Raw genomic sequence first — 21627 nt, 5'->3', positions numbered from 1 at the left:
TTCTGCTAGCAGCAGTTAGTCAACTGTGGACACCTTGCAAGGTGTCCACAGTTGACTAACCTGTGCTAGCAGAAGTTCCTCGGTCCGGGTGGCCTAGGTCGGGAGGGGGCCGGGGTGGCCGGGTTCGTGGCCGAAGACCAGGCTGGTGCGGCTGTGGGCGACGGCCGGGTGCGTGGTGACCTGGTCCAAGATCCAATCCCGCAGGTATGCCGCGGACGGCACCGCGACGTGGAGCAGGTAGTCGTCGTCTCCGGCGACGTGGAAGCTCTGGAGCACTTCGGGCAGCCGTGGGACGGTCGTGGTGAATGCGTCGATGTGGCGCCGGTCGTGCGCGCGCAACCGAATGGCGACGATGGCCTCGACCGGGCGCCCGACCGCGCCTGGGGCGATGTCGGCATGAACGCCGCGGATCACGCCGCGATCGATCAGTTGGCGCACCCGCAGCAGGGCCGTGGAAGCCGCCACCCCGGCCCTTGCCGCCAACCGGTTGTTGGCCAGTCGGCCGTCCTCGATCAACGCAGCCAGCAGCGTCTGGTCGACATCGTCGAGCCCAAGAGCGGATCGCAGATCCTTCGACATGGCCCAGATTATAAAGAGAATCTTCGACAGGCTGCCAGAACCTAACCGTTCCTGCGTGCAGTAGTTCGACCGATCACCCGCCTCGCTGGATGATCTGCGACCCTCATCTCATGACAACGACGTCTGGACACCAGTTTGCGACGACAGCGGTCCACGCGGGCCGCGCGGACTTGACCGACCTCGGGGTGCACGCCCTGCCGATCGACCTCTCAACCACCTACCCGCTGGCCGACGTCGAGTCGGGGGGCGCGGCATACGACCAGTTGTGTGGTGGAGGTCGCCCCCGGACCGGCGAATCGAATGTCTATGCCCGCCTGTGGAATCCGACCGTTGCCCGGTTCGAAGACGCCGTTGCCGCCCTTGAGGATGGCGAGCAGGCCGTCGCCTTCGCCACCGGGATGGCGGCCGTGGCCGCCGTCCTCACGGCGCTGGTAGCCAAGGACACTCCCCACGTGGTCGCCGTGCGTCCGTTGTATGGCGGCACGGATCACCTCCTCGCGACCGGCTTGTTGGGCACGGAGGTGACGTATGCCCGACAGGACGAGGTCGCGGCGGCCATCACCGACCGCACGGGGCTGGTCATCCTGGAGTCACCCGGGAACCCGACGCTCGACCTCGTCGACATCCGGGCCGTCGCCGGCGCCGCCGGCGAGGTGCCGGTCCTCGTCGACAACACCTTTGCCACGCCGGTGCTGCAGCGACCGCTGGCGCATGGCGCCCGGATCGTCCTGCACTCGGCGACGAAATTCCTTGGCGGACATGGGGATGCCATGGGCGGTGTCCTTGTTGGGGATGCGGACTTTGCGGCCATGGTGCGGCCGATCCGCGCGATCACCGGCGGAATCCTGCACCCGATGGGCGCCTACTTGCTGCATCGCGGCCTCCCGACCCTGCCCCTTCGCGTCGAGCACCAACAGCGCAGCGCCACGCAGATCGCCGCCGCGCTGGCCGAGCACCCCGCGATCAGGCGGGTGCTGCACCCGTCACTGCCGGGCCAGGATCCGCAGGGCCTCATCGGGCGCCAGATGTCCGGCCCGGGGTCGGTCCTGGCCATGGAACTGAGGGGCGGGTATGAGGCGGCCGCCACCGTCGCGAAGCGCGCTCGGCTGATCACGCACGCGGTGTCCCTGGGCGGCGTCGACACCCTGATCCAGCACCCGGCCGGCCTGACCCACCGCCCGGTCACCGCGGCTGCAAAGCCAAGCGATGCCATCCTCCGGCTCTCGGTCGGGTTGGAAGACCCGGGCGACCTCCTCGCCGACCTTGATCACGCGCTGAGCTGACCCCAGCCGAATCTCCTTCTCCCCAAGGCGCATTGCAGGACGCGCACCGTCAAGGGTCCGGGAACCGCGACACCTTGTATCACGTCAATATTCATTAGACCGAACGATTTTCCGGCCGCGAGGATGGAGGCGAGATGCCGTAGGAGGTCGTGATGATGCGCAGGCGGGCCGTTCTCAAACTGGCCCTTGGATTGTCGCTCACGTTGGTCACCAGCCCCGCGTATGCCGAGGGGGCGCCTGCACGGGACACCCTCCCCACGACCACCACCGACTTGGTTACGCGATTGCGCGGCGACGTTGAGGGGCGCCGTTTCATCGGCGACATCGGATTCGGGGTACGCCTCTCCAATGGCACGCTGATCAACTTCTTCGGGGACACGGTCGTCACGCCGACGGGCAACCCGGCCTACCCGGGCGCGCTGACGCAGCAGGCATATGTCATGCGCAACAGCGCCACCGTCATCCTGCCCACGGGACGCATCCGCTCGGCCCTGACCAATGCGCGCCTGCTGGCCAAGCGCTCGTTGGTGGACGTTCCCCTAGCCGATCAATTGCCCGGCGGCCAGAACTTCTATTGGCCTCTGTCTGCGGTTGTGACCAAAGATCCGGCGACCGGAAACGACCTCGTGCTCGTGTTCCTCGCCCAGATGTATGACCGCAACCTCAAGCAGTTGGGCAGTTCCGACCCCACCTGGGACTTCGCCCAAGTGAGTAGCCGGTTGGCTACCTACGCCGTTGCTGCAGATGGGTCGCTGAAGCTCGTCAGCCTGACCCGCACGCCGATGGCGGAGGTCGCCCCAGGCGCCGTGGGCTGGGGGGCGGGCGCCTTTGCCACCTCCGACTACCTCTTTGTCTTCGGCTCACGGAAGCCGCCCGACCCCTACGTCTTCGGGAGTGACTATTACCTCGCCCGGGTGCCGCTGAAGAGTCGCACGACAGCGTCGGCGTGGCGATTCTGGACCGGGTCGGGTTGGTCCACGGACAAGACCCGAGCGGCCGTGGTGATCCCGAGTTCGGTCGGCGTCGAGAGCACGATCGCCGTGCGCCAAGACGCGAGAAGCAAAGGATTCACCTTCGTGTTCAAGAAGGACGGCTTCATCGGCACGACCATTCGTCGCGAACGGGCGACGTCACTGACCGCCCCGTGGCGCCTCGACACCAGTCCGATCGGCGATGTCGTGAAGTTCAACAGCACCGACTTCTCCTATTCCGCGCACGAGGTGCCGCTGGGCGGCGGACGCATCGGGATCGTGATCAGTCACGGCAACGAGGCGGCCAACACCCCGTCCGAACTAACCGGGCTCTTTTCGGTGCGCTAGTCACGAGTCCCCCTCTGGCGCAGCGGGCACCGCGGCATACGACTTCCGCGCCTCAAATTGCTCAGTCTCACCCGAACTCCGATGCCGGCCATCACGGTCGATGGCATCGCGTGGGGCGCGGCGACGCTGGTCGACCGGAGTTACCTTTACGTGTTCGGGTCCCACAAGCCGGAGGGTAAATTCATCTGGGGCTTCGACTACTACCTGGCTCGCGTTCCGCTGGCCAGCCGCGCCACGGTCTCGGCGTGGCGCTACTGGACGGGCTCGGGCTGGTCGGCGAAAGCCGACCAGTCGGCGATCATCATGCCCTACAGGTGGGGTGTGGAGAGCGCGATCTCGCTGCGTCGCGACCCGATAACGCGCAAATTCACGTTCGTGACGAAGGAATTTTCGTTTCTCGGGAAGCGCATCCTGCGGGGCCGTGCGCCAGCGTTGACCGGAACCTGGTCGCTCGACCCTAACCCGGTCGCCGTGCTGACCGACTGGGATGACAACGACATGACCTAGCACGAAGTGCCTCTTGGCGGCGGCCGTGTCGGGACCATCATCAGTCACGGCAATAGATCGCTGATGACCCCGAGCGATCGTCTCGGCATCTTCGCAGTGCCCTAGGCTCCGCGGGACGCGGCGGTGCCTGCGCGTAAGGCCGCGTGGCTGGTGACCTGTTTCCAGGTCGCCGGCCACGCGGCATACGGCAGAAGAAAGTCAGCCCGCGAGGTGAGCGTTGTCGGTCGCCCACATCCCGAGCAGCCCCCCGAAGTGCGCCTCGAAACGCTCCCATTCGTGGGTGGGATAGGTCTGCTGGATCGTCGAGGTGAGCATCGAGCGGAACTCGGGCGACGTCACATACTCATAGACGAACTCATCGACGTGGCCCAGAGACTGGTCACAGAACTCGCGATAGCGCTCGGTGTCGAAGTGCTGATCGGCCAGTCGCTGATAGGCCACGATCTTGGCGGCGTAGTCGAGGTCGTCATTATCGGCGACCGCGAACCACGGCTCGGTGTCGACCTGGCTCTTGGCGACCCGGTCGGTGGCGACGCAGTAGGCCGACCACTTGAGCAGCGACTTCATCGCCCATGGGAAGTAGTAGTGCAACGACGTCACTGCGACGTCGGGGCACGCGTTGGCGTAGTCGATCGGGTAGACGATGTCGTCCTTGACCAACATCTCGCAGGAGTTGAACTCCCAGCGGAAGAAGGCGTTGACCGTCTGGCTGATCGTGATGGCCTCGGTGCCGGCCTTCTCCGACAGGAAGTCGTGGGACACCTCATAGCGGTCGTGCATGGGCATCTCGGGCCGGAACTTCATAACCATCGTCTCCGGACCGATGGTCAGCGCCCGCGCGAACACGTCGTAGTCGATGGACTCCTGGAGGTGCATGAGCATCTCCCCCGATTCGTCGTATGACGTGTGGAGACCCTCGCGGTCATCCACCCGGGAGACCCCGCGCCAGCCGCCGCCGTCGAAGGGCTTCATGTAGAGCGGGTAGCCCATCTCGTCGGCCAAGGCATCGAGGTCGAAGGACTGGTTGTACTTCGCCGAGGTATAGGCCCAGCGCGCATTGTCGACCGGGTTCTTGTAGGGCACGAGAACCGTGTTGGGCACATTCAGGCCGAGGCGAAGCATGGCGCAGTAGGCCGAGTGCTTTTCCATCGACTGGAAGGTGAACGGGCTGTTGAGCAAGTAGACGTCGTCCATCAGCGACGCCTTCTTCAGCCACTCGCGCGGGTGGTAGTACCAGTAGGCGAGACGGTCGATACACAGGTCCTGGCGAGCCTTGTCACGCAGGTTGAAGGGCTCGATCGTGACCCGCTCCGTCGTGATCCGGTGAGACGTCCCGTCGGCGGTGCGGATGATGCCGAGGCGCCGGGCGAGGGCTTCGAAGGCGGTCGGCCAGTCCTCCTCTGCGCCGAGCAGCAGGCCGATGAGGTGATCACGCTGAGTCGTCGTCATTGACGTTTCGTCTCCTGGAGTGGGTGGTCGTTTCGAGTGGTCGGTGGAGGTGGTCGCGGCAGGTCGGGTCGGTAGCTTCAGACGAAGCGGGGCAGGTGGTGAGCAAACTGCTTGCGCCACCAGGGCCAGTCGTGGGCGCTGTCGTGGCCCCAGACATCCAACTGGTGGGGGATGCCCTTGGACTGCAGGACCTCGGCGAAGGCCAGGGTCGAGGGATAGGACTTGGTCGGCTCCCACTCGAAAGGACCTTCTCCGACGACGAGGAGGAGGTTGGCGTGCGAGCGCAGCCACTCAAGGTGATCGCCCTCGGCGCCCGCGACATAGGCCGGCGGGTTGGCGAAGTAGGTCGCCTCACCGATCTCCCCCCAGGGGCGCCAACTGGTCGGGTCATAGCTGCCAGACAACGAGATCGCCAGCGGTGCCACGTCGGCGCGCTGCAGGGTGAAGTGGGCTGCGTGGAAGGCGCCGAGCGACACCCCGAAGGTGATGATGTTGGACTGCCAGCCGCCCATCTCCCACGCGATGTGCGGCAGGACCGACTGCTCAAGCCACGAGTGATAAACCCGATGACGACGGGCGCGCTCTTCAGTGGGCTGGTCGTAGGCGGACCAGGAGAACTTGTCGAGCGAGTCGACGCAGAAGAAGCTCACCCGGCCGGCGTCGACCAGATCCTGCACGGCGCCGAGCATTCCGTTATTGGCGAAATCCTCCGCTCGGCCGGCCTCGGATGGAAAAACGATGACCGGACGGCCGTAGTGGCCATGGCGGATAACCCCGAGAGTCGCATCCGACCCCGGGACCGCAAGTTCGACGCGTGCACCCATGCCCTGTATCCAACCCCACGCGGGGCCTCCGTGTCAGCCTCGGGGGTTAGAAGAGCGCGCTCATCAACGCGGTGCGGCCCTTCTTGACGCGCTCGTCGTGGTTGCCGACGACGTCAAAGAGGGAGATGAGGTGGGTGCGTGCGCGATCACGCTCGGCGCCGGAGGTCCGCTTGACGATATCGATCAGCCGCACGAAGGCGTCCTCGACGTGGCCGCCGAGAACGTCAAGATCAGCGACGGTGATGGCCGCCTCGACATCGTCGGGGTCGGCGGCGGCTGCCGCGCGGGCCGCGGCGAGGTCGACCCCCGCAGTGCGCTTCATCAACCCCACCTGGGCGAGGCCGAGCTTGGCCTCCTGGTCGTTGGGATCCTCGGCGATCGCCTTCTCGTATGCCGCGGCGGCACCATCGAGGTCGCCGCTCTCGATGGCGTCGAAGGCGGCTTCGTGGTGCTCGGAGAGTTCCACAGGCTCGTCGCTGACGGCGACCGCGACCCGGCCGGTGACGCCCTGCTGCACGGCGATGCCGAGGAACTCCTCGAAGACCGCTCGGATCTGGTCGGCCGGGGCGATGCCGGCGAACATCGGCACCAACTGGCCTTGGATCATCCCAATCGTGGCCGGGACGGATTGGACCTGCAGGGCGCGGGCGAGACCGGGGTTGGCGTCGATGTCGACGCTGGTGACCTGGAGCCGCCCGCCGAAGGATCGGGCCGTCTCGACGACGGTGCCGAGGAAAACGATCGACTCCGGGAGCCGGGTCGAGACGAGGACAAGAACGCCGGGGACCCGCACCGAGCGGGTCATGCTCTCCTGGAAGGTGGCATCGGTGGCTTGAACGTGGACCTCGTCTGGGCCCGAGGCCCGCTGCCCGGCGCTGGCGGAAGGAGCCGCGGGTGCGCCACGGTCACCCAGTCCGGTGAGATCGACGGCGCCGCGCGTGGCGCGATTAGGGACAGCCTGCTCAGTCATGACCCAATTCTTCCCTAGAGACGGAACTACTTGGCGTCGATGCCGCGCAACTGCTCGCCGGCACCCACCACGGTCGCCTTGCCCGAAGCCGGGATCACGATCGCCAGGGTCTCCAACCAGTCCAGTTGCACGTGGTCGGTCACCTTGGACCGGCCGGCCAGCTTGGCCAGCGTGCTGGAGAGCACGAGTTCCTTCGCCTTAGCGGTGGGTTCGAGCAGGTCACGCCGCCCGAACTGGGCAAAGACCAGGACGCCGCCATCGGCGAGCTTGAAGGCGAGCGTGTCATCGGCGAAGTCGGCATGCGTCCGCTTGAACGTGCCCAGCTTGCCTAGCGCATGTGCCGCGTCAGCCGAACTCGCCAGGATGCCCTTGGCGAAGGCGTCGTCCAGGTTGACCACCGAGCTCGTGCGCGACTTGGTGGGATAGGCGAGGGCAGCGGAATAGGCATCGAGCACCTTCTGCGGGCTCGCCACCAGGCCCGCACTAGCGTCGACGGCGACGGACTCGACGCCTTCGGCCAAGCCCGGGAGGGCGGGCACGCTGGCCCCGGCCTGCATCGCCACCCTGGTCTGCAGCTTGAACGGCGTCTTGGCATCGGGCTGCACCAGCACGTAGAGCGACTGAACCCCGTCCGCCTGGGCGGTCGAGAGGATGTAGCGCGGCCAATCGCGGCCGCGGCTCACGCCGAGGACGGTCGAGGTCGGCGGCACGCCAAAGGCATCGGTCTGGCCTTCGGGCACAAACTTGTCCTTGACCTCGGCGAGCCGCAGGGCCGGGCCGACGAGGGCGGCCTTGCGGGCGTCCACGTCTTTGTCGTTGCCGGTCATCGCCTCGCGGGCGACGTCGAGGGTGCGATTGCCCACCTGACGGGCGGCGGTGGCGCTGAACACGGCGGCCGACGCCTTCTCCGTCGGTGCGGGATGCAGGCCAACGACATTTTCCGGTATGCCGCATCCGCCGGCGAGCAGCACGCTCGCCAAGGCGGCGGTCGCCAGGGCGCGGCGCTTCATCGGGTCACCTCCCGGCGTCGGCGCGGCCATAGTGCGGCCGCCAAGCCCGCCACGGCGGCGCCGCCGCCGCCCACGATCAGACCCATGGTCTGACGCGCCCACGTCTCGCGCGTCCAGGCGAGGGTGACCGAGTCGAGCTTGCCACCGGCCGAAGGCGAGATAACAACGGTCTCGGGGGCACTGGCCTGCGAGATCGAGATGTCGGTGGGGCCGTCAGCCGTCTTGGTGGTGCGCCATACGTCCACAGAGGCGAGTTCGCCGTCGGCGTCGGTTCCGCGCCGCGTCACGGGTGCCGTCTGGTCGCGGACCGAGACGGGACCGACGACATCGACGAGCGTGTCCCCGAGGGCGGCGGCGGCATCGCTCGGGGTGCCGACGACGATCGAGGCGGTGGAGCCCGTAGCCGGGGTGACGCTGATCGTCACCGGCAGACTGGTCCGATTGAGCACCGAGGGCTCGATGACGATGGGAGTGGAGCCGACAGGCTCAACGCTGAAGCGGGCCATGCCGCCCGGGCCGAGGAAGTTGTGGAACCACAACCCCAGCGCCAGGGCAGCGCCCCCGGCAAGCACGAGGAGCACCCCCACGAGGCGTCTGAGCAGTGTCAACAGTAAATCCTTCGATGTCGGTGGGCGGGGTCGAATTGACCGTGGCGCCCGATTTGGCCAGCCTCCACGATGACCCATGCAGCCGGAGGCGCACAAATCCGCTACCGCTGCGACGCCCGCTGTGGTGATGCAGAGTGCCCCGTGCGGCGGTCATCCTTCCGGCGGATCGTGTTGCGAGAGCATGCGGTTCACGATCGCGCGGGCCACCGTATGGGGAGCCTCCCCTCCCTGCACCCCCTCACCGACTGAGGCGGCCACCAGGGGCGCCGCCCGCTCCCGCAATTCCCCCAAGACGGTCGCCTCCACCTCGGCCCGCCACCGCTGGACGCGGCGCCGCTCGAGGGCGCCGCTCGTGGTGGCGTGCTGCAGGTGGTCTTCGAGCGCCGTGACCAGCGCGTCCACGCCGGTGCCGGCGGCTGCACTGACGGCCAGGACCGGGACGCGCCACGCCCCCGGCTCGCGGGCGGCCAGTCGCAAGGCCGAGCGGACGTCGCGGACCGCGGCGTCGGCTCCCGGCCGGTCGGCCTTGTTGACCACGAGCACGTCGGCGATCTCTAGCAGGCCGGCTTTCGTCGCCTGAATCCCGTCGCCCATGCCGGGGGCGAGCAGCACCACGGTCGTGTCTGCGGCCGAAGCGATGTCGATCTCGCTCTGCCCGACGCCGACCGTCTCGACCAGGATGACGTCGAAGCCCACCGCATCGAGAATCCGGGTGGCGGCGGGAACGGCGGCGGCGAGCCCCCCGAGCCGGCCCCGCGCGGCCATCGACCTGATGTAGACGCCGGGGTCGGCGGCGTGGTCGGACATCCGGATCCGGTCGCCTAGCAGCGCTCCCCCGGTGAACGGCGAACTCGGGTCGATCGCCAAGATCGCGACGTGTCGACCGGCATCGCGCAGGGCGCGTGTCAGCGCAGCCGTTGTCGTCGACTTCCCGACTCCGGGGGCGCCGGTGAGGCCGACGACGTGAGCCCGACGGGCGGGCACCGGGCAGTCCGGCAGGTCCACCCCATTCTCGGCAGCGGTGAGGAGCCGGGCCAGGGCCCGGCGTGAGCCGGACCGCGCCGCTGCGAGCAGCGACGCGGCGTCGTCGGTCACGCCGTGGGAACGCGCACGATCAAGGCGTCGCCCTGGCCGCCGCCGCCGCACAAGGCGGCCGCGCCGACGCCGCCGCCGCGGCGCTTCAGCTCATTGGCGAGCGTGAGGACGACCCGGGCACCGGACATCCCGAGCGGGTGGCCCATGGCGATCGCGCCGCCGTTGGGGTTGACCTTGTCCTCATCCAGTCCGAGTTCGCGCGCGGAGACCAGGCCGACGGCCGCAAATGCCTCGTTGATCTCGACCAGGTCGAGATCGCTGGCCGCCAATCCCTCCTTGGCCAGCGCAGCCTTGATCGCCTCGGCCGGCTGGCTCTGCAACGTCGAGTCCGGCCCCGCGACGACGCCGTGGGCACCGATCTCGGCAAGCCAGGTCAGGCCGAGCTCCTCGGCCTTGGACTTCTTCATGACGACGACGGCGCAGGCGCCGTCGCTGATCTGTGAGGCCGAGCCGGCGGTGATGGTCCCGTCCTTGGCGAAGGCGGGGCGCAGGCCGGCCAGCGAGTCGGCGGTGGTGTCGGCGCGGATGCCCTCGTCGGTCTTGAACTCGATCGGCTCGCCCTTGCGCTGCGGGATCGAGACCGTGACGACCTCGTCGTCGAAGAACCCGTCGTTCCACGCCTTGGCGGCGTTCTGGTGGCTGCGGGCCGCGAAGGCGTCCTGCTCCGCGCGGGTCACCGCCCGCTCCCCCGTGTTGGCGGACTCGGTCAAACCACCCATGCCCTGCATGGTGAAGACGTCGGACAGGGCGTCAAAGTCCATGTGGTCGCGGAGCGTGACATTGCCGTATTTGAAGCCGTCCCGGCTCTTCTCCAGCAAGTGCGGAGCGTTGGTCATCGACTCCTGGCCGCCCGCGACGACGACCTCGAACTCGCCGGCACGAATGAGCTGGTCGGCCAAGGCGATGGCGTCGAGCCCGGAGAGGCAGACCTTGTTCACGGACAGCGCCGGGACCGTCATCGGGATGCCAGCCTTGACGGCCGCTTGCCGCGCGGGGATCTGCCCCTCACCGGCATACAACACCTGGCCCATGATCACGTAGTCGACGTCCTCGGGCTTGACCCCGGACTTCTCCAGCGCCCCCTTGATGGCGAATCCGCCCAGGTCGGAGCCGCTGAAACCCTTGAGGGAGCCGCTCATCCGCCCCATCGGCGTCCGCGCGCCAGCAACGATGACAGTGGGGTCGTTCGACATGCCAAACCTCTTCATTGATCGATGGCCGTATGCCGCCGACTCTAGCGAGCGGCTCCGACAACGGTCAGCCCTTCGGTCGGTGACGCTCACCACCCGCCGGGTGCGCCACCCACACGGTGCGCGATCACGGGTCCGGCGTGAAGACCTGCTCGATCGTGGTCTCGAAGTGATGGGCGATCTTGAAGGCCAGCGGCAGCGATGGATCGAAACGACCTCGTTCGATCGAGATGATCGTCTGTCGAGAGGTCCCGAGAACCTCGGCAAGCGCCGCCTGGGACAAACCCCTCGTCGCGCGCAGCTCGGCAAGCCTGTTCTCCATCGGGTCACCGGTCCCGACGGCGCAGCGACAGGTAGCTCAGCGCGAACGAGCCGATCCCCAAGACCAGCGCGTGCGTGAGCCCGACCGGCGAGAGCCAACCGAGCTTGAGCGCGGAGCCCATACTCTCCAGGAACAGCAGCCCGCCCATGGTCGTGTAGAAGGCTGTCGCCGCAGCCTCCTGGAACCACGCGGTCTCGACGTCCGCGCGTCCGGACTCGATTGCGGAGTTGGTCTCGGAGCGTTCGAACCACAAGATTTGCAGCGCGATCGCGATGATCGGCCACGTGCACGCGGCCATCACGGTCACGGCGACGCTCGTCGGGTGGTGGGGATTGCGCCAGGCGTAGAGCGCCCCCATGGCCAGCGCGAGCGGGAAGCTAGCCGCGATGGCCGGAAGCACTTTGCGCAGCGCGGTGAGCCGGGCCACGCGCGAGGCGCGGGGGCGAGCGGGCGGCATACGCTCAGAGCATGAGTGAGTCGAGCCTGCCCACGGACCTGTTCACGATGATCGACCACGTCGGCGTGGCCGTCCCCGACCTGGACGCGGCGATCGCGTTCTATTCGGAGAAGTACGGCATGCGGATGCTGCACGAGGAGACCAACGAGGAGCAGGGTGTTCGCGAGGCGATGATGGCGGTCGGCGACTCGGGCTCGTGCATTCAACTGCTCGCGCCCCTCTCCCCCGAGAGCACGATCGCGAAGTTCCTTGACCGCAGCGGTCCGGGGATTCAGCAGATGGCCTACCGGGTTGCGGACATCGATGCGGTGGGGGCGACGCTGCGCGCGCGCGGACTGCGCCTGTTGTATGACGTGCCGAAGCGCGGGACGAGCAACAGCCGGGTCAACTTCATCCACCCCAAAGATGCGGGCGGGATCCTGGTCGAACTCGTCGAGCCCGCCGCCGACGCGACCCACTGAGCGGGCTTGGTGACGGGTGATCAAGGTCACCCGTGACCGGGCTCTCACGAACCTGCTCGGGGCCCTCGTCACTGGCTAGGTTCGGCGCCATGCAGCAGATCCTCGAAGCCATCCAGTCCGGCGACCGCACGCGCGAAACCTTTGCGGCACTTGCCATTCCGCAGAGTTACCGAGCCGCCACGGTCCACAAGGACGAGGTCGGCATGTTCGAGGGACTGACCTCGAAGGAGAAGGACCCGCGCCGCAGCCTGCACGTCGAGCAGGTACCCGTGCCGGACCTGGCGCCGGGTGAGGCGCTGGTTGCTGTCATGGCGAGCGCCATCAACTACAACACCGTCTGGACGAGCATTTTCGAGCCGGTGTCGACCTTCGGCTTCCTGGAGCGGTATGGCCGGATGAGCGAGTTCGCGAAGCGGCACGATCTGCCTTATCACGTGGTCGGTTCCGACCTCGCGGGCGTGATTCTGCGCACCGGACCGGGCGTGACGAAGTGGTCGCCGGGGACCGAGGTCGTCGCGCACTGCCTGTCGGTCGAGCTGGAGGATGCGGACGGCCACAACGACACGATGATGGACCCGCAGCAGCGGATCTGGGGCTTCGAGACCAACTTCGGCGGGCTCGCGGAGCTGGCGATCGTCAAGGCGAACCAGTTGATGCCGAAGCCCGCCCACTTGAGCTGGGAGGAGGCGGCCTCTCCGGGCTTGGTGAACTCCACGGCATACCGGCAGTTGATCTCCAAGAATGGTGCCGGGATGAAGCTTGGCGACCGGGTCCTGATCTGGGGCGCCTCCGGGGGCCTGGGCTCCTACGCCACGCAGATGGCACTCGCGGGTGGAGCAACCCCGATCTGCGTGGTGTCCTCGCCGGAGAAGGCGGAGATTTGTCGGCGGATGGGTGCCGAACTGATCATCGACCGCAGCGCCGAGGGCTACCGCTTCTGGAACGACGAGGGCACAAAGCAGGACCCGAAGGAGTGGCAGCGCCTCGGCAAGAAGATCCGCGAACTGACGGGCGGGTATGACGTGGACATCGTCTTCGAGCACCCGGGCCGCGAGACCTTCGGCGCCTCGGTCTATGTCACGCGCAAGGGCGGCACCATCACGACCTGTGCGTCGACCTCGGGATACATGCACGAGTACGACAACCGCTATCTGTGGATGAATCTCAAGCGCATCATCTCCAGCCACTTCGCGAACTATCGCGAGGCCTGGGAGGCCAACGAGCTCATCAACCGCGGCCTGATCCACCCGACGCTCTCGAAGACGTATGCGCTGGCCGACGTCGGTCAGGCCGCCCTTGACGTGCACCGCAACGCGCACCAAGGCAAGGTCGGGGTTCTCACGTTGGCGCCGGCCGAGGGGCTCGGCATCAGCGATCCGGACAAGCGCGAGGCGCTGTTGACGGGGATCAATCGGTTCCGCGGGGAGTGACGCGGGGCGTGACGCGGGCAGCGACGCCGGGAGGGACGCGCGGCGTGCCGTCGTCCTAACGGGGCACGCTGTCGGTGGGTCCACTTAGAGTCGTCCTCGACTGGAGGTGACCGACATTCGACGCATTCCCTGGGATCGCTATCGCGAGTTCCGCACGCGCCAACGCGAGGCACTCGGCGTGCCACGCCGGCCTGCCGCCGAGGAGTCGCGGCCGCCGCCGTCCGCGACGCCCGGAGAGGACGGGCCGAGTGGCACCGAGCCGGGTGGGGACTCCGGGGCGCAGAGGCCGGCGTCGCCGCGGCTCGACCAGCCCACGGATGCTGGGGCGGCGCGCTTCGGGCGGGCCGGGCAGCCGCTGAACCGCTTCTCGCCGCTCTATATCGGGTTCGTCGGCGCCATCGGCGTGATGCTGGCGATCCTGTTGTCGCGGGTGGTAGCCAAGCTGGCGACGACACTGACGATCCTGGTGGTGGCGTTCTTCCTGACCCTGGCGCTCAATCCGATCGTCGAGTGGCTCATCCATCGCAATCTGCGCCGGTCGCAGGCGGTGGCCGCGGTCTTCGCGGGGTTGCTGGTCGTTGGCGCCCTCGTGGGTCTGCTGGTGATGCCGCCGGTGCTCCGCGAAGGCGGGGCCCTGATGCAGAACACTCCCGACTATGTCGACCGGTTGCTCAACTCGTCGCTGGTCCAAAAGCTCGACAAGAACTACGACATCGTCGACAAGCTGCAGACGGAGATCAACGACCGTATCACCGACGGCACGTTCGTCGGGCGGGTTTTCGGTGGGGTGCTGGGGGCCGGGAAGGCTCTCGTCAATGGTGTCTTCCAGGCCTTCACGATCTTGATCCTGACGCTGTACTTCCTGGCGACGTTCCCGCGGGTCAAACAATCGGCCTTCGCAATGGTGCCGCTCTCGCGGAGGGCGCGCTTCACCCTCTTGGCCGAGGAGATCATGCGTCGCACCGGCGCCTACGCCATCGGCCAGGCCGCGGTCGCCACGATCAACGCGGTCCTGTCCTACATCATGATGGCACTGGTCGGCATCCCGTATGCCGCGGTGCTCGCCGTCCTGGTCGGGCTCCTCGGGCTGATCCCGATGGTGGGCGCGACGATCGGCGCCGTGCTGGTGGCGACGGTCGCGTTCTTCGACGAGCCCCGCAAGGCCATCATCGCCGGGGTTTACTACCTGATTTATCAGCAGCTCGAGAACTACGTGATCGCGCCGCGCATCATGGCCCGGACGGTGTCGGTTCCAGGAGCCGTGACGGTCGTGGCCGCGCTGGCCGGGGGCACGCTCCTCGGGGTGCTGGGCGCCTTGTTGGCTGTGCCGGTGGCGGCGGGGTTGCTGCTGCTCTACGAAGAAGTGCTGCTGCCTCGACAGAAGGCCCACTGACGCCCGACCCCAAAAGGACGATGGCGGCGAACTCCGTCCCCCGACGAGTCCGCCGCCATCTCCTGGCTGGGGTGCCCCCGTGGCACATCCCGCACTTGTATTGACGCCCCACCCCGCCGAATGGTTGCCCCGCGGTTCATGTGATCTGGATCACACTCGGCAACACTGCCGGTTTCCCGCCCAATCCGACAATCCGGCGCTTTGGGAGACCTTCTGGCAGCTGATTACCCTCCCAAAGTGCCGGATGGCCACCCAAAGCTCCGCGCGACCGTCAGACGCGAACGCGACTGTCAGACCCGAACGCGACTGCTCGCCGGGTCGTAGAACGGCTGCAGCGACACCCGCGCCGGGACGCGCTGCCCGGCGACATCAACACTCCACGCCGCCCCGGCGATCCAGTCAGCGGTGACGGCGGCGTCCCCCGCATCTACCATCGCCAGACCAACCGCGCCGCCGAGCGTCCAGCCATATGACCCCGAGCGCAGGTAGCCCACGCTGGTGTCCCCCCGATACAGGGGCTCGGCATGGAAGAGCAACGGCTGCGGGTCGTCGAGCAGGACCGACACCAATCGGCGATGAGCCGGACCAGCCAGTGACGCCAGCGCGGCCTCCCGGCCGACGAAATCCACCTTGTTCTTCGCGACCGCGAAGCCCAGGCCCGCCTCGGCGACCGTGTCAGTGTCATCGATGTCGTGGCCGAAGTCGCGATAACCCTTCTCCAGCCGCAGGCTCGACAACGCCTTCAGCCCGCAGGGCCGCAGACCCACGGGCTCACCGGCCGCCATTAGCGCCCGCCACAACCCTGCCGCCTCGTTCGCGGGGACATACAGCTCGAACCCCAACTCCCCCACGTAGGTCAACCGCACGACGAGGACATCCACGCCCGCGACCGGTAAGGTGCGCGCGCTGCGGAAGGGAAAGCCCGCGTGCGAGACGTCCGCATCGGTGAGCGCCTCCAGCACCTCGCGCGAGCGTGGCCCTTGCAAGCTGAACATCGCCCAGTCCGAGGTGACGTCGACGATCGTCGCGTCCGCCTCACCTACGCCCCGCGCCAGCAGCCCGGCGACATGCCGGGATGCGGTGTCGGACGCCACGACGAGATAGTCCTCTGCCGTCCGGCGCACCACCGTCAGGTCCGCTTCGAGGCGTCCGTCGGCCCGCAGCCACTGCGTATAGGTCACCCGCTCATCACGAGCTGTCACGTCACCCGCGCTCAGCCGACTCAGGACCTCACCCGCCTCCGGCCCCGTCACCGCAAACTTCGCCATGAACGACATGTCGAACAACCCCACCGCCGAACGCACCGCCTCGTGCTCGCGCGCCCACTCACGGAACCACGGCTGGTGACCCCAGCCGGGGGTGACCTGGGCGCGGGCGGCGGGATCGCCATACCAGTCGGCACTTTCCCAGCCACTGACGTCCCGGAGGTAGGCGCCGGCGCCGACGATCTCGTCGTGCACGGGCGAGCGGTGGATGCCGCGGCCGGTCGTGAGCTGGATGCCGGGGGTATGCGCCGCGTACACCGTCCCGAGGACCTCCGACGTGCGCTCCTGCCGATAGCGAGCATCGAGTTGCCACGGCTGGAACCGGTCGAGGGCGAAGCCGGTGGTGTCGACATCTGCCGAGCCGGTGGTCACCCAGTGCGCCAGCACGCGACCGAGCCCGCCAGAGGAGAGGATGCCGACGGAATTCATTCCGGCGCAGACGAAATAGCCGCGCAGCCCGGGCGCCTCGCCGACCGCCGGGGCGAGATCCGGCATAAACGACTCGGGGCCGCAGAAGAACTTCCGGACACCGACCTCGCTCGTGATCGGCACCCGGGCCATCGCTGTCTCCAGGAACGGCCCCATCCGGTCCCAGTCCGGCGGAATCTCGCCGAAGGAGAAATCGCGCGGTATGCCGTCGACCCGCCAGGCTGCGGCGCGCGGCTCGAACAGCCCCACCATGAGGCCGCCGCCCTCCTCGCGGTAGTAGCCGTAGGCGGCGGGGTCCTCGAAGACAGGCCAGTTCGGGTCGACTCCCGGGAACGGCTCCGTGATGAGGTAGTAGTGCTCGGCGGCCTGGTTGGGGATCACGACGCCGTTGCGTTCGCCGAGTTCGCGCGCCCACATGCCAGCGCAGTTGATGACGACCTCCGCCTCGAGGTCACCGGCGTCGGTGTGCACCCCGACGACCTCACTGACCGCCCCACGCGGCGAGGTGAGGACGTGTTCGACGCGCACACCTTCGATGATCTGCACGCCCCGCTGCTTCGCCCCTCGCGCCAGCGACATCGTCAGGTCGACGGGGTTCACGCGGCCGTCGCCCGGGACGAGGAAGCCGGCGAGCAGGTCGTCGGTGCGGGCCAGCGGGAACCGCTCGGCGATATCCGCGGGCCCGATCTCGTGAACCTCCAGCCCGTGCAGGCGCTGGAACGCCGCAACCCGACGGTATTCGTGCAGTCGATCGGCGTCGGCGGCCGCCTCGATGAGCCCCACGGGCTTGAATCCCGTCGACAGACCGGTATCGGCGTCGAGACGCGCAAATAGGTCACGGCTGTAGAGCCGGATCGCGGTATTGGTTTCGCTAGTGCTACCGAACGTCGTCATCAGCCCGGCGGCATGCCACGTCGTTCCACTGGTCAGCCGATCACGCTCCAGCAGAACGACATCCGAGCACCCGAGCAAACCGAGGTGGTAGGCGATTGAGGTGCCGATCACCCCGCCCCCGATGATGACGATACGAGCGCGAGCGGGCAGGGCGGAGGTCACGCACGTAACCGTACTTCTCCCCCTGGGGCCTACCGATACCCAACCGAGCCACCCTCGTCCGGGTCGCCGGGGGCAGGATGGGCAGGTGCCACTCAACCCCGTTCCCCTCGGTGACATCCCGCTGACCCGTGCCGGTCTCGATCGCCAGGCCGAGCGCCGCCGTGAGCCCGGGTTGCTGGAGCGACTCCTCGCCAGCGAGTCCACCTTGGTCCTGCCCATCGCCGGGGGTATGGCGCCCGCCCACCCCTTTGACGCACCCACCGGTGGCGGCCCCGCGCTGAGGTGGCGGGAGCCTCGGGAGGGAGATGCGCGGCATACGTCTGTCTTCTTGGGTATGGCGCGTGGTCGCCCCCACGTCGCCCTCCTCCTTCCCCCGCAGGCCGCGGGCGAGGGGTGGCTCACCTTGCGTGGGCACGGCGCCGACCTGGATCCGGTCGACGGCGAGGCCCTGGCGACTGCTGTTGCGTTGGGGAATTGGCATGCGACGCATACGCATTGCCCCCGGTGCGGGACGCCGACGGTTGCGGCGAACGCCGGCTGGACGCGCACCTGCCCGGCCGATGCCAGCGAGCACTTCCCACGGACTGACCCGGCGGTGATCATGGCGGTCCTGGACCCTAACGACCGCCTGCTTCTGGCACGGCACCCGAGTTGGCCTGCGGGGAGGTTGTCGGTGCTGGCTGGTTTCGTAGAACCAGGCGAGTCCTTGGCGATGGCCGTGGCGCGCGAGGTGTTCGAGGAAGTGGGGGTGCGATGTCGTGAGGTCCGTTATCTGGGCGATCAGCCGTGGCCGTTCCCCGCCTCGCTCATGCTCGGGTTCGAGGCCCGGACCGACGACCCGGAGCTGCGCATCGACAATGACGAGATTGCGGAGGCCCACTGGGTGACGCGCGCTCAGTATCGAGAAAAGCTCGCCTCCGGTGAGTGGGCCGGCGGTGGCACCACGCTGTCGATCTCGCGACGCCTCATCCTGAGGTGGCTGGACGGGGCGTAACCCAGCCGAGGTTTACCTGAAGTGCGCGTCTTGGGGCAAGAATTGCGGACTTCTCTCCTGAGTGGACCTCCCCGCCGGGACGAGCAGGTCGGTTCGTCACTGCCCGTCCCGACGAAGGGCACTGTCAGAATCGCTGCCCTTCCTGGGAGCTGCTTGAGTTCTGGCTGGCAGGCTCCGCAGAATCGGGCGGCCATGGGACGCGACACCTACCCTGGTCCGGTGAGTCCTGAACCCGAGCCGACGGCCGGCCACGCGGTCGACCTGGCCGCCCTATCCTCGGAGCAACGGGATCTCCTCGACGCCTGGATGCCCGGTTACGTCGTTGAGCACGACCTCTCGTGGGGGCTAATCGAGACGACCGTCCTGCAGGTACGCCACGGCGGCGACCGCTTTGTCGTCAAAGCCGGTGGTCCGACGGACCGGCACATCAAGCGGGAGCTGCGAGCCCATCGCGAATTCCTGGGGCCGTGGACAGCCATCGGTCGCGCACCGCGGCTGGTGCACGGTGATGCGGACGCGAAACTCGTCGTCACCGGCTATCTGCCCGGCCGGTTGGTCGAAAACGATCCCACCCGACTCGACCCGGACACCTACCGGAAGGCGGGCGAACTCCTGCGGCTACTGCACGCCCAGCCCGGAGTGATCGACGACGCCTATCACCCCCGCGAGGCGACGGCGTCGCTGGCCTGGCTCGATCGGCCGAACCGCATCGATCCACCGACCAAAGAGCGGCTCCGGGCCGAGATCGCGTCGTGGACATCCGATCCGGTGCTCCTCGTGCCGACGCACGGGGATTGGCAGCCGCGCAACTGGCTCATCCACGACGACGAGGTGTTCATCATCGACTTCGGGCGCGCCGATCTGCGGCCGGCCATGACCGACTTCTCCCGCATGGCGGCTAAGGGCTTCGCCCACGACAAACGCCTCGAATCCGCCTTCCTGGACGGCTACGGATCTGATCCCCGCGAGCCTGTCACCTGGCACCGCACGCGGGTGCGCGAGGCAATCGGCACGGCCGCTTGGGCCTATGGCGTCGGGGACGAGGACTTCGAGGCGCTCGGGCACCGCATGATCGCCGACGTCCTGGCGACCTCCGACTACTCGTAGGTGCGGAAGCCGCGCTTCGACTTGCGCCCGAGATAGCCGGCCTGGACCAGGTGCTCCAGCAGTGGGGCCGGCGCGAAGCCCGGCTCGCGGAACTCCAGATACAACTCCCGCTGGATCGCCAGCGAGACATCCAGCCCCACGACGTCCAGCAGCTCGAACGGGCCCATCGGCAACCCACACCCGGTCTTCATCGCCGCGTCGATGTCGTCCGCGGTGGCGTAGTTGGCCTGCAACATCTTGATCGCGTCGTTGAGGTAGGGGAAGAGCAGGGCATTGACGATGAACCCGCTGCGGTCGGCGCAGGTCACCGCGACCTTCCCGACGCTTGCGCACAAGTCCTGCACTGTCGCAATCACATCGGCGCCGGTCGCGACCGTGTGCACGACCTCGACCAACTTCATGATCTGTGCCGGGTTGAAGAAGTGCATCCCGATGACGTCGCCCGGGCGCGAGGTGACCTTCGCGCAGTCGATGATCGGCAGGCTGGACGTCGTCGTCGCCAGGATGGCACCCGGCTTGCACATCGCATCCAGGTCGCGGAAGAGCTCCTGCTTGACCTCAAGGTCCTCGGCGATCGCCTCGACCACCAGGTCGACATCGCCAAGGGCCGAGCGCTCGGTCGCCCCTGTGATCCGGCCGTTGATCGCGTCGGCGTCCTCCTGGGTCAGCCGACCGCGCTCGATCATCTTCGCCTGCGACCGGCCGATCGCGGCCAGCACCCCGTCCACCTTGTCCTGTCCCCGCGCGACGAAAGTCACGGCATGCCCAGCCTTGGCAAAAACCTCGACTATGCCGGTCGCCATCGTTCCCGAGCCGACGACACCGACCGACTCGATCGTGCGCAGAGAGACTCCAGCCGGCGGCTCCCCCGTCGGGGTCTGCGCGTCGGCGACGACCTCGGGCGAGCTCGGCGCGGCATAGGTATAGAAACCGCGACCGCTCTTGCGGCCGGTCAGGCCGGCGCTGACCATCTGCTTGATGATCGGGCTCGGCGCGTGGAGCCGGTCGCGGCCCTGCTTGTACATCGTGTCGAGGATCTCGTATGCCGTGTCGAGCCCGATCAGGTCGAGCAGCGCGAGCGGGCCCATCGGATAACCACAACCGAATCGCATGGCCGCGTCGAGGTCTTCGCGCGTCGCGTACTTGCTCTCATACATCGACACGGCGTGGTTGAGGTAGCCGAAGAGCAAGGCGTTGGCGATGAAGCCGGCCTTGTCGCCGACGACGACAGGCTGCTTGCCGAGCCGGTCCGCCAGCGACTTGACGTCGGCGAAGACGTCATCGGCGGTGATGACTGTCTTGATGACCTCGACGAATTGCATGACCTGGGCCGGGTTGAAGAAGTGCATCCCGACCACCCGCTTGGGGTTTCGGGTCGCAACGGCGATCTCGGTGACCGGCAACGACGACGTATTCGTGGCGAGGATCGCGTCCGCGGCGACGATGTCGTCGAGCCGGGTCAGGATCGCCTTCTTGAGCTCGATGTGCTCGGGCACGGCCTCCACGACGAGCTGGCAGTCTGCGCAGTCGGCCATATCGGTTGTGAAGGTGATGCGCGCGTGCAGCGCGTCGGCATCCTCCTGCGCGAGCTTGCCGCGGCTGACCGCGCGGCCCGTGCTCTTGCTGACAAAGCCCTGTCCACGCTCCAGCTCCTCGGCGGCCACCTCGACGGCGACGACCTCAATTCCGGTGCGGGCGAAGACTTCCGCGATCCCCGCACCCATGGTCCCGAGACCGACGACACCGACTTTGGTGAACTCACGCGACATACCGGCGAGTCTGTCATTGGACGTATGCCGCGGCCACGCCCCAGCGACGTGAGTCCCGCCACCCCTCCCGCGGGGCGCGGCATACGTCGGAACATGCGTCGGGCCGGCTC

The 21627-nt window shown here is 67.7% G+C and carries 20 protein-coding genes; 8 read left to right on the top strand and 12 right to left on the bottom strand.

What is annotated here, in order from left to right; genetic code table 11:
• Positions 1-93: 93 nt before the first annotated feature.
• Entirely contained in the window at positions 94-579 is a 486-nt protein-coding gene (locus tag BN13_RS08805; protein WP_048546120.1) for an Lrp/AsnC family transcriptional regulator, read from the bottom strand.
• Between the two features lie 110 nt (positions 580-689).
• Here BN13_RS08805 and BN13_RS08800 point away from each other — a divergent pair, with 110 nt between their 5' ends.
• The 3 genes from BN13_RS08800 (at position 690) to BN13_RS08790 (ending at position 3688) form a co-directional block, all read left to right on the top strand.
• On the top strand, positions 690-1862 hold the full coding sequence (locus BN13_RS08800; protein WP_157038514.1) for a trans-sulfuration enzyme family protein: 1173 nt from the start codon (positions 690-692) through the stop codon (positions 1860-1862).
• A 152-nt stretch (positions 1863-2014) separates the two neighbouring features.
• Positions 2015-3181: a hypothetical protein gene (locus BN13_RS08795; protein ID WP_048546117.1), complete on the top strand. Its 1167-nt coding sequence runs from the start codon at positions 2015-2017 to the stop codon at positions 3179-3181.
• Positions 3182-3262: 81 nt separating this feature from the next.
• Positions 3263-3688: a DUF4185 domain-containing protein gene (locus BN13_RS08790; RefSeq protein ID WP_048546115.1), complete on the top strand. Its 426-nt coding sequence runs from the start codon at positions 3263-3265 to the stop codon at positions 3686-3688.
• Between the two features lie 198 nt (positions 3689-3886).
• On the opposite strand, the gene BN13_RS08785 is transcribed toward BN13_RS08790, so the two are convergent.
• The 9 genes from BN13_RS08785 to BN13_RS08745 form a co-directional block, all read right to left on the bottom strand.
• On the bottom strand, positions 3887-5137 hold the full coding sequence (locus BN13_RS08785) for an ATP-grasp domain-containing protein (protein WP_048546113.1): 1251 nt from the start codon (positions 5135-5137) through the stop codon (positions 3887-3889).
• Positions 5138-5214: 77 nt separating this feature from the next.
• Positions 5215-5961, bottom strand: coding sequence for an esterase family protein (locus BN13_RS08780; protein ID WP_048546111.1), 747 nt, complete (start codon positions 5959-5961; stop codon positions 5215-5217).
• A 46-nt stretch (positions 5962-6007) separates the two neighbouring features.
• Entirely contained in the window at positions 6008-6931 is a 924-nt protein-coding gene (locus BN13_RS08775) for a co-chaperone YbbN (protein ID WP_048546109.1), read from the bottom strand.
• Positions 6932-6957: 26 nt separating this feature from the next.
• Positions 6958-7941, bottom strand: a complete 984-nt coding sequence (locus BN13_RS08770) for a hypothetical protein (protein WP_048546107.1) — start codon at positions 7939-7941, stop codon at positions 6958-6960.
• Positions 7938-8549 (bottom strand): hypothetical protein, encoded by a 612-nt coding sequence (locus tag BN13_RS08765; protein WP_157038513.1) that lies wholly within the window; start codon positions 8547-8549, stop codon positions 7938-7940. Before BN13_RS08765 ends, BN13_RS08770 begins: the two co-directional genes overlap by 4 nt.
• Positions 8550-8699: 150 nt before the next feature.
• Positions 8700-9644, bottom strand: a complete 945-nt coding sequence (gene meaB / locus BN13_RS08760) for a methylmalonyl Co-A mutase-associated GTPase MeaB (protein WP_048546103.1) — start codon at positions 9642-9644, stop codon at positions 8700-8702.
• On the bottom strand, positions 9641-10837 hold the full coding sequence (locus tag BN13_RS08755) for an acetyl-CoA C-acetyltransferase (RefSeq protein ID WP_048546101.1): 1197 nt from the start codon (positions 10835-10837) through the stop codon (positions 9641-9643). Before BN13_RS08755 ends, meaB begins: the two co-directional genes overlap by 4 nt.
• 124 nt (positions 10838-10961) lie before the next feature.
• The gene (locus BN13_RS08750; RefSeq protein ID WP_048546099.1) at positions 10962-11156 is read right to left on the bottom strand and encodes a helix-turn-helix transcriptional regulator; all 195 of its coding nucleotides are present in this window, start codon (positions 11154-11156) and stop codon (positions 10962-10964) included.
• 4 nt (positions 11157-11160) lie between these two features.
• On the bottom strand, positions 11161-11613 hold the full coding sequence (locus BN13_RS08745) for a hypothetical protein (protein ID WP_048546097.1): 453 nt from the start codon (positions 11611-11613) through the stop codon (positions 11161-11163).
• A gap of 11 nt (positions 11614-11624) precedes the next feature.
• Between BN13_RS08745 and mce the strand changes: the two genes are divergently transcribed.
• The 3 genes from mce to BN13_RS08730 all read left to right on the top strand — a co-directional run bounded on the left by mce (position 11625) and on the right by BN13_RS08730 (position 14897).
• The gene (gene mce / locus BN13_RS08740; RefSeq protein WP_048546094.1) at positions 11625-12074 is read left to right on the top strand and encodes a methylmalonyl-CoA epimerase; all 450 of its coding nucleotides are present in this window, start codon (positions 11625-11627) and stop codon (positions 12072-12074) included.
• Between the two features lie 89 nt (positions 12075-12163).
• Positions 12164-13504, top strand: a complete 1341-nt coding sequence (gene ccrA / locus BN13_RS08735; RefSeq protein ID WP_048546092.1) for a crotonyl-CoA carboxylase/reductase — start codon at positions 12164-12166, stop codon at positions 13502-13504.
• 106 nt (positions 13505-13610) lie between these two features.
• Complete coding sequence (locus BN13_RS08730) at positions 13611-14897, top strand: AI-2E family transporter (protein ID WP_235433994.1); 1287 nt, start codon at positions 13611-13613, stop codon at positions 14895-14897.
• 290 nt (positions 14898-15187) lie between these two features.
• Here BN13_RS08730 and BN13_RS08725 read toward each other — a convergent pair whose 3' ends face one another.
• The gene (locus BN13_RS08725; RefSeq protein ID WP_048546088.1) at positions 15188-17647 is read right to left on the bottom strand and encodes a GcvT family protein; all 2460 of its coding nucleotides are present in this window, start codon (positions 17645-17647) and stop codon (positions 15188-15190) included.
• An 85-nt stretch (positions 17648-17732) separates the two neighbouring features.
• On the opposite strand from BN13_RS08725, the gene nudC reads away from it, so the two are divergent.
• The gene (nudC, locus tag BN13_RS08720; RefSeq protein WP_048546086.1) at positions 17733-18641 is read left to right on the top strand and encodes an NAD(+) diphosphatase; all 909 of its coding nucleotides are present in this window, start codon (positions 17733-17735) and stop codon (positions 18639-18641) included.
• A 219-nt stretch (positions 18642-18860) separates the two neighbouring features.
• Entirely contained in the window at positions 18861-19748 is an 888-nt protein-coding gene (locus BN13_RS08715; protein ID WP_235433993.1) for an aminoglycoside phosphotransferase family protein, read from the top strand.
• Here BN13_RS08715 and BN13_RS08710 read toward each other — a convergent pair.
• The gene (locus tag BN13_RS08710) at positions 19739-21517 is read right to left on the bottom strand and encodes a 3-hydroxyacyl-CoA dehydrogenase family protein (protein WP_048546084.1); all 1779 of its coding nucleotides are present in this window, start codon (positions 21515-21517) and stop codon (positions 19739-19741) included. The genes BN13_RS08715 and BN13_RS08710 overlap by 10 nt on opposite strands.
• Positions 21518-21627 lie beyond the last annotated feature (110 nt).

Source organism: Nostocoides jenkinsii Ben 74, assembly GCF_001046875.1.
GTDB classification, from domain to species: Bacteria; Actinomycetota; Actinomycetes; order Actinomycetales; family Dermatophilaceae; genus Nostocoides_A; species Nostocoides_A jenkinsii.
This window is presented reverse-complemented; position numbering and strand designations above follow the sequence as displayed.

What these genes read in the sequence shown, in the direction of transcription:
- BN13_RS08805 (WP_048546120.1), bottom strand. Translation starts at nt 579, where the DNA reads ATGTCGAAGGATCTGCGATCCGCTCTTGGGCTCGACGATGTCGACCAG.
- BN13_RS08800 (WP_157038514.1), top strand. Translation starts at nt 690, where the DNA reads ATGACAACGACGTCTGGACACCAGTTTGCGACGACAGCGGTCCACGCG.
- BN13_RS08795 (WP_048546117.1), top strand. Translation starts at nt 2,015, where the DNA reads ATGATGCGCAGGCGGGCCGTTCTCAAACTGGCCCTTGGATTGTCGCTC.
- BN13_RS08790 (WP_048546115.1), top strand. Translation starts at nt 3,263, where the DNA reads ATGCCGGCCATCACGGTCGATGGCATCGCGTGGGGCGCGGCGACGCTG.
- BN13_RS08785 (WP_048546113.1), bottom strand. Translation starts at nt 5,137, where the DNA reads ATGACGACGACTCAGCGTGATCACCTCATCGGCCTGCTGCTCGGCGCA.
- BN13_RS08780 (WP_048546111.1), bottom strand. Translation starts at nt 5,961, where the DNA reads ATGGGTGCACGCGTCGAACTTGCGGTCCCGGGGTCGGATGCGACTCTC.
- BN13_RS08775 (WP_048546109.1), bottom strand. Translation starts at nt 6,931, where the DNA reads ATGACTGAGCAGGCTGTCCCTAATCGCGCCACGCGCGGCGCCGTCGAT.
- BN13_RS08770 (WP_048546107.1), bottom strand. Translation starts at nt 7,941, where the DNA reads ATGAAGCGCCGCGCCCTGGCGACCGCCGCCTTGGCGAGCGTGCTGCTC.
- BN13_RS08755 (WP_048546101.1), bottom strand. Translation starts at nt 10,837, where the DNA reads ATGTCGAACGACCCCACTGTCATCGTTGCTGGCGCGCGGACGCCGATG.
- BN13_RS08750 (WP_048546099.1), bottom strand. Translation starts at nt 11,156, where the DNA reads ATGGAGAACAGGCTTGCCGAGCTGCGCGCGACGAGGGGTTTGTCCCAG.
- BN13_RS08745 (WP_048546097.1), bottom strand. Translation starts at nt 11,613, where the DNA reads ATGCCGCCCGCTCGCCCCCGCGCCTCGCGCGTGGCCCGGCTCACCGCG.
- mce (WP_048546094.1), top strand. Translation starts at nt 11,625, where the DNA reads ATGAGTGAGTCGAGCCTGCCCACGGACCTGTTCACGATGATCGACCAC.
- ccrA (WP_048546092.1), top strand. Translation starts at nt 12,164, where the DNA reads ATGCAGCAGATCCTCGAAGCCATCCAGTCCGGCGACCGCACGCGCGAA.
- BN13_RS08710 (WP_048546084.1), bottom strand. Translation starts at nt 21,517, where the DNA reads ATGTCGCGTGAGTTCACCAAAGTCGGTGTCGTCGGTCTCGGGACCATG.